Source organism: Streptomyces hygroscopicus subsp. hygroscopicus, assembly GCF_030269125.1.
Taxonomy (GTDB): domain Bacteria; phylum Actinomycetota; class Actinomycetes; order Streptomycetales; family Streptomycetaceae; genus Streptomyces; species Streptomyces hygroscopicus_C.
Genome location: NZ_BSSM01000002.1, coordinates 504,654 through 518,101 on the forward strand (window position 1 = coordinate 504,654; position 13,448 = coordinate 518,101).

Consider the following 13,448-nt stretch of genomic DNA (forward strand, 5'->3'; position numbering starts at 1 on the left):
GGTGACGGTCAGAGGGTGGTCACCGGCCGCGGCGGGCGCTTCCGGTGATGTCCAGGGTGACGAGGACGCCCACGGTACGACGGATCCGGACGAGCCCTTCCACCGTGCCGAGGTCGGTCTCCTCGAACCACCTCGGGCACCCGTCGACGGACTCCCTCGTCACGGACCCCGGCACCGGTTCCAGGCCGCGCCCCGCGGCCCGCAGCACCAGGCCCCGCCCCCGCGGGGCCGGCTCGGGGGCGGCCGGGCGGTAGGTGTACTCCTGGTGCACCAGTTCGATGGCCCGGACCCGGCCCACGGCCTGCTCGGCGGGTCCGCCGTGATGCTCCACCCACGCCTCGGCGCCGTGGCCCACGCCGTCGCGCCGGTCCTTCGCGTCGTAGGCGACCAGCGTCCAGGTCACCTCGTCGTCCACCGCGAACGGTGTGCCGCAGCAGGCCAGCTGCCAGTCCGCATAGAAGACACTCTTCTGTGGCATTCCCCCACTCTCCAGGAACCCGAAGGCGTGTGCGAGACGTTTTCCGCGTGTCGCCGGGTACTTCCGGACCCGCCCGCCCAGCCGTCCGTACGTCCACCGGTCCACCCCGCCCGTCACAGGAGCCGCCCATGACCACCGCCACCACCCGCCGTCCCGGCGACCGCAGGATCAGCCCCGTGTTCCTCGGGATCCTCGCCGTCGCGGCCGTGGCCGGCTGGGCCGCCTGGACCGGGTTCGCGGCGCGGCCGGGCGTCGCGGTCTTCCTGTTCGTGACGGCGGCCTGGATCGTCTCCCTGTGCCTGCACGAGTACGCGCACGCGCGCACCGCCCTGCACAGCGGCGACATCACGATCGGCGCGAAGGGCTACCTCACGCTGAACCCGCTGAAGTACACGCACGCGCTGCTGAGCATCGTGCTCCCGGTGCTGTTCGTGATCATGGGCGGGATCGGGCTGCCGGGCGGCGCGGTGTTCATCGAGCGCGGCCTAATCCGGGGCCGCCGGCGGCTGAGCCTGATCTCGGCGGCGGGCCCCTTGACGAACGCGCTGTTCGCGGCGGTGTGCACCGCCCCGTTCTGGCTGCACGCGCTGGACGGCGTGCCGACGGTCTTCCGCTCCGCGCTGGCGTTCCTCGCGCTGCTCCAGGTGACGGCCGCGCTGCTGAACCTGCTGCCGGTGCCGGGCCTCGACGGGTACGGCGTGCTGGAGCCGTGGCTGCCGTCCGGGGTGAAGCGGCAGGTGGAGGCGTTCCCGATGTTCGGGCTGCTCGTCGTGTTCGCGCTGCTGTGGATCCCGTCGCTGAACATCGCGTTCTTCGACCTGATCCACGCCGTCCTGCGGGGACTCGGGGTGGACACGGCGTACTCGGACTGCGGGTACTGGCTCTACCGCTTCTGGAGCGGCACCCCCGAAGCCTGCGTGGTCAGCTCGTGACCGGCCCGTCCTGCCCCGCGGCGCGGGCGCGCTTGACGTAGTACCACGTCATGTTGGACGACAGGCCCGCCAGCAGCACCCAGACGACGCCCAGCCAGCTGCCCTGCACGAAGGAGACCACGGCCGCCGCCAGCGAGAGGACGCAGACGACGAGGGTGTAGAGGGCGATGCGGGGCATGACGGGTGGCTCCTGTCGGGGGACACTGCTACGGCGAACAGTGTCCCCCATGGCCATGGCCGGCACATAGGAAGGTCGGCCCGGACTCGCGGGCCGAACGGCTCACACGTCGGTGAGCCGGAGTCCCGCGTGCGCCTTGTAGCGGCGGTTGACCGAGATCAGGTTGGCCACCAGGGACTCGACCTGGTGGGCGTTGCGGAGCCGGCCCGCGAAGATGCCGCGCATGCCGGGGATGCGCCCGGCGAGCGCCTGCACGATCTCCACGTCGGCGCGCTCCTCGCCGAGCACCATCACATCGGTGTCGATCCGCTCGATCCCGGGGTCCTGGAGCAGGACGGCCGACAGGTGGTGGAAGGCGGCGGTGACCCGGGAGTCCGGGAGCAGCGCGGCCGCCTGCTCGGCGGCGCTGCCCTCCTCGGGCCTCAGCGCGTAGGCGCCCTTCTTGTCGAAGCCGAGCGGGTTGACGCAGTCCACGACGAGCTTGCCCGCCAGCTCGGCGCCGAGCGACTTCAGCGTGTCGCCGTGCCCGTCCCACGGGACGGCCACGATCACGATGTCGCTGCGGCGCGCGGCCTCGGCGTTGTCGGCGCCCTCGACACCGTGGCCGAGTTCCGCCGCGGCGGCCTGGGCGCGGTCGGCGGACCGGGAGCCGATGATCACCTTCTGGCCGGCCCTGGCGAGCCGGTAGGCGAGGCCCTTGCCCTGCGGGCCGGTGCCGCCGAGCACGCCGACGACGTGCCCGGAGACGTCGGGCAGGTCCCAGGGGTCCTTGGCGGGGGCCTTCTGTGCGCTGTCGGTAGAGGTCATGGGGTGACTCTACGTCGCCGGTAGGGGCGGGCGGAGAAAAGGAGTTGCCCCCTCCTCCCCCTCGGCCGAGCATGCCCGGGTGACCTCCGCCCTCCTGCCCGACCTCGCCCCCTGGAAGGCCTCCGCGGATTTCCGGCGGCTGTGGAAGTCCGGCCTCGTCAGCAACTTCGGCAGCTTCCTCACCCTGGTCGCGCTGCCCGTCCAGCTGAAGGACCTCACGGAGTCCACGGCGGCCGTCGGCGCGATCGGTGCCGTGGCACTGCTGCCGCTGATCGTGTGCGGTCTGTACGGCGGCGCGCTCGCCGACGCGCTGGACAAGCGGAGCCTGATCGTGTGGACCGAGGCCGGCCAGGGCCTGCTCAGCGCGGCGCTGCTGCTCAACGCGCTGCTTCCGCGCCCCGCGATCTGGCCGCTGTACGCCGTCGCCGCCCTCTCCTCCGCCCTCGGCGCGGTCCAGCGCCCCGCCCTGGACTCGCTGTGGCCGCGGATCGTCGCGCACGACGACATGCCCGCCGCGGCCTCGCTGAACTCGCTGCGCTGGACGGTGGGCGGCGTCGCGGGCCCGGCGCTCGCGGGTGTGGTGGTCGCCTACGCGGGCCTCGGCTGGGCGTACGCCGCCGACCTGCTGACCTTCGCCGTCTCGCTGGCGTACATCGTGCGGATCGCCGCCTCCCCCGCCGCCCACGAGGCCGCGAAGCCCTCGCTGCGGGCGATCGCGGAGGGCGCCCGGTACGCGTGGAGCCGCAAGGAACTCCTCGGCACCTACGTCGTGGACCTCGCCGCGATGTCCCTGGCCATGCCGCTCGCGGTGCTGCCGTTCCTCGCCGACGAACTGGGCGCCGACTGGGCGCTCGGGCTGATGTACGCGAGCATCCCGGCGGGGTCCCTGCTGGTGAGCCTGACCAGCGGCTGGGCCTCGCGGGTGCACCGGCACGGCCTGATGGTGGCGCTGGCGGCGGCCGGCTGGGGCCTGTCGATCGCCGCGGTGGGGCTGACGCGCCACGTCTGGCTGGTGCTGCTCCTGCTCGTCGTCGGCGGCGGGTTCGACATGGTCAGCGGGATCTTCCGGTCCGCCATGTGGAACCAGACGATCCCCGACGAGCTGCGCGGCCGGCTCGCCGGGATCGAGCTGCTGTCCTACTCGGTGGGCCCCCAGCTGGGCCAGGTCCGCGCGGGCGGCCTCGCCGCGTGGACGGGCCTGCGCCCGTCGATCGCGTACGGCGGCCTGGCGTGCGCGGGCGCGGTGGGCCTGCTCGCGCTGTGCCTGCCGGGCCTCATGACGTACGACGCGCGGACGAACGAGCACGCGGTGCGCGTGCGGGAGCGCCGCGCCGCGACCGCGAGGGCGTGATCACTCCTCCCCGGAGTCCGCCTTCGGGGCGTCGTGCCACCGCGGATCGTTCTCCCACTCCAGGTTCCGCTCGGCCGCCAGCTCCATCGCCCGCTGCGCCTCCTGGCGCGAGGCGTACGGACCGAAGCGGTCCTTGCCCGGACAGTCCGGGCCCTCCTCGACCTTCTTGTGCTCCAGGCAGTAGTACCACTCACCCGGCTTGCCCGCGGTGCGCTTCTTGAACAGGGCCATGGACCGCTCCTCTCGCCGACCAACGACATGTTCCCCCATGCCCGCTGGAATAGACTCGCCGGCATGTCTGGCCAGTCGCTGCTCGTACCGGGGGAACAGTCCCCCACCCGTTCCGTCCCGGGGAACATCCGTCGCCCCGAGTACGTCGGCAAGCCCGCGCCGACGCCGTACACCGGGCCCGAGGTGCAGACCCCGGAGACCGTCGAGGCGATGCGGATCGCCGGCCGTATCGCCGCGCGGGCGATGGAGGAGGCCGCGAAGGTCATCGCGCCCGGGGTCACCACGGACCAGCTGGACAAGGTGGCGCACGAGTACATGTGCGACCACGGCGCCTACCCCTCCACGCTCGGCTACCGCGGCTTCCCCAAGTCCCTGTGCACCTCCGTCAACGAGGTCATCTGCCACGGCATCCCGGACTCGACGGTCCTCAGGGACGGCGACATCGTCAACCTGGACGTGACCGCGTACATCGGCGGGGTGCACGGCGACAACAACGCCACCTACCTGGTCGGGGACGTGGACGAGGAGTCGCGGCTGCTCGTGGAGCGCACCCGGGAGGCGCTGAACCGGGCGATCAAGGCGGTCAGGCCCGGCCGGCAGATCAACATCATCGGCCGGGTCATCGAGTCGTACGCCAAGCGCTTCGGCTACGGCGTGGTGCGGGACTTCACCGGGCACGGCATCAACACGTCGTTCCACTCCGGGCTGATCATCCCGCACTACGACAGCCCGCACGCCACCACGGTGATGCGGCCGGGCATGACCTTCACCATCGAGCCGATGCTGACGCTGGGCACGCACGAGTACGACATGTGGGACGACGGCTGGACGGTCGTGACGAAGGACCGCAAGCGCACCGCGCAGTTCGAGCACACGCTCGTGGTCACGGACGACGGCGCGGACATCCTGACCCTCCCGTAAGCGCCGTACCAGCCCATGAGGGCCCACCTCCGACCCCGGGGTGGGCCCTTTTCGCGTGCCCGGACCCCCTCCTGATGTGTTTCCGACAGGTTGTCGGTAAACTTACCGACACCACGTCGGCAAACCCGGGAGTGTTCCATGGAGCCGTTCTCGACGCTGATCCGCACCGCCACCCGCGCACAGCACACGGCGGCGGAGACCTCGACCTTCATGAGCGACCTGCTCGGCGGCCGGCTGGGCGTGGCGGCGTACGCGCGCTACACCGAGCAGCTGTGGTTCGTCTACGAGGCGCTGGAGAACACCGCCGGGGCGCTGGCCGCGGACCCGGTGGCGGGGCCGTTCCTGCGGCCGGAGCTGCGCAGGCTGCCCGCGCTGGAGCGGGACCTGGCGCATCTGCGCGGGCCCGGATGGCGGGAAGGACTCGGCGCCCTGCCCGAGACGCGGGCGTACGCCGACCGGGTGCGCGCGTGCGCCGAGGAGTGGCCGGGCGGGTATGTCGCGCACCACTACACCCGGTATCTCGGCGACCTCTCCGGCGGCCAGGTCATCCGCGACCGCGCGGAGCGCACGTGGGGCTTCGGGAAGAAGGGCGACGGGGTGCGGTTCTACGTCTTCGACGAGATCGCCAACCCGGCCGCGTTCAAGCGCGGTTACCGCGAGCTGCTGGACCGGATACCGGCGGACGCGCTGGAGCGGCAGCGGATAGCGGTCGAGTGCGGGCGGGCCTTCGCGCTGAACACGGCCGTCTTCCGGGCGCTGGGCGAGGAGTTCCCGCTCGAACCCAGCGCCGCCTGACGCCGGGTCAGCGCTCCAGGAACACCCGCCCGCCCAGCTCCACCCAGCCCTCCGGCTGCGGGGCGGTGAGGAGTTGGGAGCCCTTGCCCTGGGTGATGTTGAGGGCGCGGTCCAGCCGGGCCGTGAGCTGGAGCGCGGCCGCGCCCGTCGCCTCGTCCTCCTCGATGCCGTCGCCCCGGCCGGGGAAGGCACGGGCGCGCACCCGGCCGGCGGCCTCGTCCTCCCAGGCCCAGGCGTACACCCACTCACCGGGCGGCGGCACGTCGAGCGCGTCGACCTCGGCGGGGGTGGCGTACTGGCGCAGGGTGCGCGGCTCGGGCCACTCCGGGCGGGCCTCCACCCAGCAGAACTCGCCGTCCTGCCGGGCGCCCACCACCCCCGCGGGGACGACGAGTTCGGGGACGTCCAGCAGCCAGGCGGTGCCGACGCAGGGGTGCCCGGCGAACGGCAGCCGTACGGAGGGCGTGTAGATGTCGATCACGCCGCGCTCGGGGTCGTCCACGAACACGGTCTCGCTGAAGCCGAGTTTGGCGGCGAAAGCCTGCCGGTCGGCGCGCTCGGGCAGCGTGGAGCCGTCGCGGACGACGCCGAGTTCGTTGCCGTAGCCGCCATGCGGTGCGCAGAAGACGCGCAGTACGTCGTAGTCAGTCACCGGGGAATTGAAACACCGCCCGCGCGGCGAGCGCGTCGAAGGCGGGGGCGCCGCCCGCCAGCGGCCAGGAACGCGTCCGCCCTTCGGACCAGGGCAGGGCGCGCAGGACGTCGTCGTACGCCCGCAGCCGTTCCGCCCGGCGCCGTTCGTCGCCGGGCTCGGTCCACACCCGCCGGCGCGCCTCGGCCACCTCGTCGGCCTGCCGGCGCCAGTCCTCCTCGTCCAGCAGCCGCGTGAGCACCACGCAGGGCGGGGTCAGCCCCTCTTCGAGCGCGGCGACCGCCCGGTCGTGGCCGTCGAGCAGCAGCCAGCCGTCCAGGGCGGTGACCCACCACAGCAGCACGGGCGCCAGCGTCCCCGCGCGGGCGTGCTTGCGGTAGGCCTTCACCCGCCCGGCGTCCGGCGGGGACAGCGGTCGCAGGGGTACGACGCCGTGCCAGCCCTCGGCCGACCAGTCGAGGTGGCAGGCGGGCCAGTCCCGGACGAAGTCCCGCCCGTGCCAGACGTAGGGCGGGAACACGTGGCGGACGCGGAGGCCCCAGCGAGCGTCGTGCAGGGGGCCGTCCGGCGCCTCCTCCAGCCGGCGCGCGTAGGCGTGCACCCAGGCGCCCGGGTCCCGCGTCAGCGCCGAGCGGACCGGCGGCAGCGGCGAGCGGTACCCGTCGTACCGGCACAGGCGCACCCCCTGGTTCCACTCCTCCACCCGGCCGAGCAGCAGGATCCGCCGGCCCTGGCGCAGCAGCACGCGGCCGCCGTCGGCCACTTCGAACCGCAGGGGCGGCGGCCCCGGGCGGCCCCGCACCCGCAGTACGACCGCCTCGGCCCCCGTCCGTTCCCTGTACGCCCTTTCCACGCCCGCGACCCTCCCCCTCGTGAGATCCGGATCACGACCCCCCAAGGGTATGGGGAAGGTAAGCCTCAGGTAACTTAGGGAAGCCTCACCAAACTGGATCTCCAGGGAGTCCGCATGCGTGCCGTCCGTCCGACCGCCATCGCCGCCGTCACCGCGGCCGCACTGACCGTTCTCTCGGCCTGCACCGCCAAGAGCGAGGCCAAGGGCGGCGACGCCATCCAGGTCACCGCGGCCGACTCGACGTGCGACACCTCCGCCACGTCGGTCCCGGCCGGCCAGGTCACGCTGAAGATCGAGAACAAGGGATCGAAGGCCACCGAGGTGGAGATCCTGTTCCCGGACGACCGGATCGTCTCCGAGAAGGAGAACATCGGCCCCGGCACCACGTACACGCTGACCGCCGAGGTGAAGGCGGGGTCGTACGAGATAGCCTGCCGCCCCGGCATGAAGGGCCACGGCGTCCGGCAGCGGCTCACCGTCACCGGTGGCTCCACGACGGCCGCGCGGGACCCGAGGCTCGACAAGGCGGTCGCCGAGTACCGGCAGTACGTGCAGGCCCAGGCCGACGCCACCGTGCCGCTCGCGCGGAAGTTCGCCGACGCCGTCAAGGCGGGCGACCTCGACGCCGCGAAGAAGGCGTACGCCCCCTCGCGGCTCGGCTGGGAGCGCACCGAGCCGGTCGCCGAGTCCTTCGGTGACATCGACCCGAAGACCGACACCCGCGAGGACGGCCTGGAGAAGGGCCAGGAGTGGACCGGCTGGCACCGGCTCGAAAAGGCCCTGTGGGCCGACAGGAAGATCGGCGCCGAGGAGAAGACCCTCGCCGACCGGCTGGTGAGCGATCTGAAGGACTGGCAGGAGCGGGTCGGCGAGGCCGAGATCACCCCGACGTCCATGGCCAACGGCGCCAAGGAGCTGCTGGACGAGGTCGCCACCGGCAAGGTCACCGGCGAGGAGGACCGCTACGCGCACACCGACCTGGCCGACTTCCAGGGCAACGTCGAGGGCGCGCGGAAGTCGTACGAGCTGCTCAAGCCGGTCGCCGTGAAGAACGACCCGGCGCTCGCCAAGGAGCTGGACAAGCAGTTCGCCGCGCTCGACGGCGTGCTGGACGGCTACCGCTCGGACAAGACGTCGTACGGCTTCGTCTCCTACGACAAGGTCACCGAGGAGCAGCGCAAGGAGCTGTCGGACGCGGTGAACGCGCTCGCCGAGCCGCTGTCGAAGCTCGCCGCCGCGGTCGTGAAGCAGGCGGGGACGGAACGATGACCGAGATTCAGGAGACCCGCCCCTCGCGCCGGGCGCTGATCGGCTGGGGCGGGGCCGGGATCGCGCTCGGGGCCGTGGCGGCCGGGGGCGCGGTGGCGCTGACGAACACGGGGTCCGGGGCGCCGGACGCGGCCGGGGCCGGGGGCGCGGTGGAGTTCCACGGCGCCCACCAGGCGGGCATCGCCACCCCCGTGCAGGACCGGCTGCACTTCGCCGCGTTCGACGTGAAGACCGACGACCGCGAGGCGTTCGTCCAGCTCCTGAAGGACTGGACGGCGGCGGCCCGCCGGATGACCGCGGGCAGGACGGTCGGCGAGGGCGCCTACGGCGGGCTCGCCGAGGCCCCGCCGGACGACACCGGCGAGGCGCTGGGCCTCACGCCCTGCCGGCTGACCCTGACCATCGGCTTCGGACCGTCGCTGTTCGACAGGTTCGGCCTGCGCGGCAAACGGCCCGCGGCCCTCGTCGACCTGCCCGAGTTCCCCGGGGACAACCTGGAGAAGGCCCGCACCGGCGGGGACCTGTGCGTCCAGGCCTGCGCGGACGACCCGCAGGTCGCCGTGCACGCCATCCGCAACCTCGCCCGCATCGGCTTCGGCAAGGTCGCCGTGCGCTGGTCCCAGCTCGGCTTCGGCAAGACCTCCTCGACCACCCCGGACGCGCAGACCCCGCGCAACCTCTTCGGCTTCAAGGACGGCACCCGCAACATCGCGGGCACCGAGACCGACCGGCTGGAGAAGCACGTGTGGGTCGGCGACGGGGACGGACCGGACTGGATGACCGGCGGGTCGTACCTCGTCGCCCGGCGCATCCGCATGAACATCGAGACCTGGGACCGTACGTCGCTCCAGGAGCAGGAGGACGTGTTCGGGCGGGACAAGCGCGAGGGCGCGCCGGTCGGGAAGGCGGGCGAGCACGACGAGCCGTTCCTGAAGGCGATGAAGCCCACCGCGCACGTGCGGCTCGCGCACCCGGACGCCAACGGCGGCATCACCATCCTGCGCCGCGGCTACTCCTTCACCGACGGCACCGACGGCCTCGGCCGCCTCGACGCGGGCCTGTTCTTCCTGGCCTACCAGCGCGACGTGCGCCACGGCTTCATCCCGCTCCAGCGCAGGCTGGCCGCGCACGACGCGCTCAACGAGTACGTCCAGCACGTGGGTTCGGCGGTCTTCGCGGTCCCGCCGGGCGTCCGGGACGCCGATGACTGGTGGGGCCGTTCACTGTTCTCGAAGGAGGCGTAGCCCGTGTTCTCCAACTACCTGATCGGCCTGCGGGAGGGGCTGGAGGCGTCGCTCGTCGTCTGCATCCTGATCGCGTACCTGGTCAAGACCGGCCGCCGGGACGCCCTTCGGCCCATCTGGACCGGCATCGGCATCGCGATCGCGCTGGCGCTGGGCTTCGGCTGCGCGCTCGAGTTCGGCTCCCAGGAAATGACGTTCCAGGCACAGGAGGCGCTCGGCGGCTCGCTGTCGATCCTCGCCGTGGCCCTGGTGACCTGGATGGTGTTCTGGATGCGGCGCACCGCCCGGTACCTGAAGTCGGAGCTGGGCGCCAAGCTGGACGCGGCGCTCGCGATGGGCACCGGCGCGCTGGTCGCCACGGCGTTCCTCGCGGTCGGCCGGGAGGGCCTGGAGACGGCGCTGTTCGTGTGGGCGTCGGTGCACGCGGCCAGCGACGGCACCCCGCGTCCGCTGATCGGCGTGGCCCTCGGCATCGCCACGGCGGTGCTGCTCGGCTGGCTGTTCTACCGGGGCGCGGTGCGCATCAACCTGGCGAAGTTCTTCACCTGGACCGGCGGCATGCTGGTGGTGGTCGCGGCGGGCGTGCTGGCGTACGGCTTCCACGACCTCCAGGAGGCGGGCTGGATCCCCGGCATCAACCACCTGGCCTTCGACATCAGCGGCACCATCGCGCCGGACAGCTGGTACGGCACCCTCCTCAAGGGCGTCCTCAACTTCCAGCCGGACCCGACGGTCGTCCAGATCACGGTGTGGGCGCTGTACCTGCTCCCGGTGCTCACGGTGTTCCTCGCCCCGGTAGGGTTCGCCTCCGGGAAGGGGAAGGTGAAGGAGCCCGATGACCAGGGAACGCAGTCCTCGACGGCTTCGCCGGCGTGACCGGAACGCACTGGCGGCGGCGGCGCTGACCGCCTTGTCACTCACGGCGAGCGGGTGTGTGGTGGTGCACGGGGAGCGCGAGGTACTGCCCGGCGCCACCCGGGCGGAGGCCGCCAAGGCGCTGGCCGCGTTCACCGACGCGTACAACAAGGCCGACAAGGCGTACGACAGTTCGCTCGACGCGCCCTACGTCACCGGGCCGCTCGCCGACATCGACGCCGCCCGGCTGAAGGCGGGGCACGTCAACAGCCCCTCCGGCAACGCGAGTCACGTCCCGCTGAAGCTGTCGGACGTCAGGATCACGATTCCGAAGAAGGCGGGCTGGCCCCGCTGGTTCCTCGCGGACGCGCGGGGCAACAAGGCCGGTGACTACCGCTGGCTGCTGGTGTTCACGCGGGCGGATCTGGGTGAGCGGTGGCGGGCGGCGTACCTGACGCTGGCGGCGCCGGGCACGGTGCCGCGGTTCAGGACGGACAAGGACGGGTGGGGCGAGGCGGTGCCCGCCTCCTCGTCGCGGCTGGCGGTCACGCCCGGCGACCTGAGCCGCTCCTACACCGACTACCTGAAGAACGGCGGCACGTCGTTCGCCGACGGGCCGAACACGAGCCAGTTGCGCACCTACCGCCAGGGCCAGGCCCGCAAGCCGGGCCTCGTGCGCCAGTACATCGACCAGCCCCTGACCCGGGGCGACTACGCCCCGCTCGCCCTGCGCACGGCGGACGGCGGCGCGCTGGTCTTCTTCACCACCCACCACTACGAGAAGCAGACCGCCGCCGCGAACACGTCGGTACCGACCCCCAGCAAGGCCGTCCAGGCCCTCACGACGGGCGAGATCCACCAGTCGCTGACCCTGGAGTCCATAGCCGACCAGGCGGCGCTGGACCCGGCGGGGAAGGGGACGGTGTCGATGGTGGGGCGGGTGCAGGGCGTCACGGGGGCGAAGGGCGAGTAGGCCGCCGGGGCTCGCCGTCCCCCGGGCCGGGCCGGTGGCGGCCGGCGGCCGTCAGTGGCGCAGGGGCCACGGCTGCTGGGGCGGAGCCTCGGAGGCGTGGCGGGCGCAGGCGTCGGTGAGCGCTTCCAGCAGGGTCAGCGGTTCCGGTAGCGGGTGCTCCGGGCCGCGCAGCCAGCGGACCCGCTGGTCGTCGTCGCCGGGGAGGCGGGCCGGGGGGACGAGGACGTAGGAGCCCCGGCAGTGCCAGCGCAGGCCCGGGTGCTCGGCCATCGTCTCGGGGTGGCAGTCCAGCTCGCAGGGCCACCACTCGTCCTCGTCCTCGGGGGTGCCGCGGGTGAGGGTGAAGAACAGCATCCGGCCGTCGTCGCTCTCGGCGACCGGCCCCACCTCGACGCCCTCCGCGAGCAGCCGCTCCAGCGCCTCCCGGCCTGCCCGCACGGGCACGTCCAGGACGTCGTGGACCATGCCGGTCGCGGTGATGAAGTTGGCCTGCGGCTGGTGCCGGGCCCACCGCTCGATCTGGGCGCGGTCGGTCGTGGACTGGGTCTGCCAGGCGAACGACACGGGGTGCCGGGCCGGGGTGGGACAGCCCACGCGGTCGCAGGAACACCGGTAACCGGGCGCGGGGTACGCGGCGGGCGCGAGCGGCAGCCCCGCGCCGGCGGCGGCGAGCAGCAGAGCCTCCCGACCGCCGTCGCCGGCGGCTTCCTTCGGGCGGCGTCCACGCAGCCACTGGGAGAGCTTGCCCTGCCGGCCGACCCGGCCGCCGAACGTCCCGCTCATCTATCCCCTCGCCTCGCTGGTGTGCGGACAGCATGCCTCATGGTCCCACCTTCGTGCGCTTCGGGGGGCAGCAGGCGGATACGGGGGGATTCGGGAGAGACGTACCTCACCGTGCCCGGTCCGGGGGCCACGGATCGCCCCAGTCCGTGTCCCGTGCCGATCTGTACAGGTCGCCGTGGCGCTTGGTGACGGTCGCGCGGTGGAGGCGTTCGTCCGGTTCGCACAGGTCGAGGAGGACCTGGCCCTTGCGGATCTGGGGGCGGCGGACGACGCGGGCGGGGGCCGGGCGGGCGGGCAGGCGGGTGGCGGCGACGTAGGAGAACTTCTCGTCCTCGTAGGCCAGGGAGCCGCCCTTGACGCGGCGGTGCAGCGAGGAGCGGCCGACGCGGGCGGAGAAGTGGCACCAGTCGGTGCCGGGCGCGATCGGGCAGGCGGCGCTGTGCGGGCAGGGCGCGGCGACGCCGAACCCGGCGCGGACCAGCCGGTCGCGGGCCTCGATGACCCGGGCGTACCCGGCGGGCGTGCCGGCCTCCACGATCACCACGGCCTGTGCGGCGGCCGCGGCGGCGTCGACGAGTGCGGTGCGGTCGGCCTCGGTGAGTTCGTTGAGGACGTACGACACCGTGAGGAGGTCCGTCGGCTCCAGGGCGAGCGCGGCGCCGATCCGGGCGCGCTGCCAGCGGGCGCCGGCCAGGACGGGGTTGGCGGCGGCCAGCTCCCGGCCGAGGGCGAGCGCGGGCTCGGCCCAGTCGAGCACGGTCACCGGGCGGGTGCCGGCCCAGGTGTCGGTGACCGCCCAGGTCGCCGCGCCGGTGCCGCCGCCGACGTCCACATGGCTGCCGGGAACCCAGCCGGGGACGGCGTCCGCGAACGCCGCGAGGGCCGAGCGCACCGCTTCGAAGGTGGCCGGCATCCGGTACGCGGCGTAGGCGGCGACGTCGGCGCGGTCGCGGAGGATCGGGGCGTGCGTCGGGGTGTCGCCGCGGTAGGCGGCGATGAGCCGTTCGACGGCGCCGGCGGCCTGGCTGGGCGGAAGCCCGTCGAGCAGCTCGGCAAGGCTCCGACGCAGGGTTTCGGCCGGTGGTACGGGGGCGGTCACCTGGAGATTCTATGGCGCGCGGGGGTG

General features: G+C 73.1%; 16 protein-coding genes. 8 read left to right on the forward strand and 8 right to left on the reverse strand.

The window, feature by feature from the left end:
* Positions 1-19: 19 nt before the first annotated feature.
* A complete protein-coding gene (locus QSK45_RS06710) occupies positions 20-478 on the reverse strand; it encodes a DUF6578 domain-containing protein (protein ID WP_285554209.1) in 459 nt (152 codons plus the stop codon).
* A 128-nt stretch (positions 479-606) separates the two neighbouring features.
* Between QSK45_RS06710 and QSK45_RS06715 the strand changes: the two genes are divergently transcribed.
* Positions 607-1,410, forward strand: coding sequence for a site-2 protease family protein (locus tag QSK45_RS06715; RefSeq protein WP_285554212.1), 804 nt, complete (start codon positions 607-609; stop codon positions 1,408-1,410).
* Here the strand turns inward: QSK45_RS06715 and QSK45_RS06720 are convergent.
* Positions 1,400-1,588: a hypothetical protein gene (locus QSK45_RS06720; RefSeq protein WP_395482775.1), complete on the reverse strand. Its 189-nt coding sequence runs from the start codon at positions 1,586-1,588 to the stop codon at positions 1,400-1,402. The two genes, QSK45_RS06715 and QSK45_RS06720, sit on opposite strands and share 11 nt — an antisense overlap.
* A gap of 102 nt (positions 1,589-1,690) precedes the next feature.
* The gene (gene npdG / locus QSK45_RS06725; RefSeq protein WP_285554214.1) at positions 1,691-2,395 is read right to left on the reverse strand and encodes an NADPH-dependent F420 reductase; all 705 of its coding nucleotides are present in this window, start codon (positions 2,393-2,395) and stop codon (positions 1,691-1,693) included.
* Between the two features lie 79 nt (positions 2,396-2,474).
* On the opposite strand from npdG, the gene QSK45_RS06730 reads away from it, so the two are divergent.
* Positions 2,475-3,746: an MFS transporter gene (locus QSK45_RS06730; RefSeq protein WP_285554215.1), complete on the forward strand. Its 1,272-nt coding sequence runs from the start codon at positions 2,475-2,477 to the stop codon at positions 3,744-3,746.
* On the opposite strand, the gene QSK45_RS06735 is transcribed toward QSK45_RS06730, so the two are convergent.
* Positions 3,747-3,977: a hypothetical protein gene (locus tag QSK45_RS06735; RefSeq protein WP_285554216.1), complete on the reverse strand. Its 231-nt coding sequence runs from the start codon at positions 3,975-3,977 to the stop codon at positions 3,747-3,749.
* 63 nt (positions 3,978-4,040) lie between these two features.
* Between QSK45_RS06735 and map the strand changes: the two genes are divergently transcribed.
* Both map and QSK45_RS06745 read left to right on the forward strand, forming a co-directional pair.
* The gene (gene map / locus QSK45_RS06740; RefSeq protein ID WP_285554217.1) at positions 4,041-4,898 is read left to right on the forward strand and encodes a type I methionyl aminopeptidase; all 858 of its coding nucleotides are present in this window, start codon (positions 4,041-4,043) and stop codon (positions 4,896-4,898) included.
* 138 nt (positions 4,899-5,036) lie between these two features.
* A complete protein-coding gene (locus QSK45_RS06745; protein ID WP_285554219.1) occupies positions 5,037-5,693 on the forward strand; it encodes a biliverdin-producing heme oxygenase in 657 nt (218 codons plus the stop codon).
* A 7-nt stretch (positions 5,694-5,700) separates the two neighbouring features.
* Here QSK45_RS06745 and QSK45_RS06750 read toward each other — a convergent pair whose 3' ends face one another.
* Positions 5,701-6,345, reverse strand: a complete 645-nt coding sequence (locus QSK45_RS06750; protein WP_285554221.1) for a PhzF family phenazine biosynthesis protein — start codon at positions 6,343-6,345, stop codon at positions 5,701-5,703.
* Positions 6,338-7,198, reverse strand: a complete 861-nt coding sequence (locus tag QSK45_RS06755; RefSeq protein WP_285554223.1) for a hypothetical protein — start codon at positions 7,196-7,198, stop codon at positions 6,338-6,340. The genes QSK45_RS06750 and QSK45_RS06755 overlap by 8 nt, the downstream gene beginning before the upstream one ends.
* Before the next feature lie 114 nt (positions 7,199-7,312).
* Here QSK45_RS06755 and efeO point away from each other — a divergent pair, with 114 nt between their 5' ends.
* Genes efeO through QSK45_RS06775 form a run of 4 tightly spaced genes read left to right on the forward strand, consistent with a single transcriptional unit; the run spans position 7,313 to position 11,539 of the window.
* A complete protein-coding gene (gene efeO, locus QSK45_RS06760) occupies positions 7,313-8,467 on the forward strand; it encodes an iron uptake system protein EfeO (RefSeq protein ID WP_285554225.1) in 1,155 nt (384 codons plus the stop codon).
* A complete protein-coding gene (gene efeB / locus QSK45_RS06765) occupies positions 8,464-9,711 on the forward strand; it encodes an iron uptake transporter deferrochelatase/peroxidase subunit (protein ID WP_285554226.1) in 1,248 nt (415 codons plus the stop codon). Before efeO ends, efeB begins: the two co-directional genes overlap by 4 nt.
* 3 nt (positions 9,712-9,714) lie before the next feature.
* Positions 9,715-10,587: an iron uptake transporter permease EfeU gene (gene efeU, locus QSK45_RS06770; RefSeq protein ID WP_285554228.1), complete on the forward strand. Its 873-nt coding sequence runs from the start codon at positions 9,715-9,717 to the stop codon at positions 10,585-10,587.
* The gene (locus QSK45_RS06775) at positions 10,547-11,539 is read left to right on the forward strand and encodes an SCO2278 family lipoprotein (protein WP_285554230.1); all 993 of its coding nucleotides are present in this window, start codon (positions 10,547-10,549) and stop codon (positions 11,537-11,539) included. Before efeU ends, QSK45_RS06775 begins: the two co-directional genes overlap by 41 nt.
* A gap of 51 nt (positions 11,540-11,590) precedes the next feature.
* On the opposite strand, the gene QSK45_RS06780 is transcribed toward QSK45_RS06775, so the two are convergent.
* A complete protein-coding gene (locus tag QSK45_RS06780) occupies positions 11,591-12,322 on the reverse strand; it encodes a bifunctional DNA primase/polymerase (RefSeq protein ID WP_285554232.1) in 732 nt (243 codons plus the stop codon).
* A gap of 106 nt (positions 12,323-12,428) precedes the next feature.
* Entirely contained in the window at positions 12,429-13,421 is a 993-nt protein-coding gene (locus QSK45_RS06785) for a small ribosomal subunit Rsm22 family protein (protein WP_285554234.1), read from the reverse strand.
* Between the last annotated feature and the right edge of the window lie 27 nt (positions 13,422-13,448).

Coding starts and splice junctions, on each gene's coding strand:
- QSK45_RS06710 (WP_285554209.1), bottom strand. CDS start 478: ATGCCACAGAAGAGTGTCTTCTATGCGGACTGGCAGCTGGCCTGCTGC.
- QSK45_RS06715 (WP_285554212.1), top strand. CDS start 607: ATGACCACCGCCACCACCCGCCGTCCCGGCGACCGCAGGATCAGCCCC.
- QSK45_RS06720 (WP_395482775.1), bottom strand. CDS start 1,588: ATGCCCCGCATCGCCCTCTACACCCTCGTCGTCTGCGTCCTCTCGCTG.
- npdG (WP_285554214.1), bottom strand. CDS start 2,395: ATGACCTCTACCGACAGCGCACAGAAGGCCCCCGCCAAGGACCCCTGG.
- QSK45_RS06735 (WP_285554216.1), bottom strand. CDS start 3,977: ATGGCCCTGTTCAAGAAGCGCACCGCGGGCAAGCCGGGTGAGTGGTAC.
- map (WP_285554217.1), top strand. CDS start 4,041: ATGTCTGGCCAGTCGCTGCTCGTACCGGGGGAACAGTCCCCCACCCGT.
- QSK45_RS06745 (WP_285554219.1), top strand. CDS start 5,037: ATGGAGCCGTTCTCGACGCTGATCCGCACCGCCACCCGCGCACAGCAC.
- efeO (WP_285554225.1), top strand. CDS start 7,313: ATGCGTGCCGTCCGTCCGACCGCCATCGCCGCCGTCACCGCGGCCGCA.
- efeB (WP_285554226.1), top strand. CDS start 8,464: ATGACCGAGATTCAGGAGACCCGCCCCTCGCGCCGGGCGCTGATCGGC.
- QSK45_RS06775 (WP_285554230.1), top strand. CDS start 10,547: ATGACCAGGGAACGCAGTCCTCGACGGCTTCGCCGGCGTGACCGGAAC.
- QSK45_RS06780 (WP_285554232.1), bottom strand. CDS start 12,322: ATGAGCGGGACGTTCGGCGGCCGGGTCGGCCGGCAGGGCAAGCTCTCC.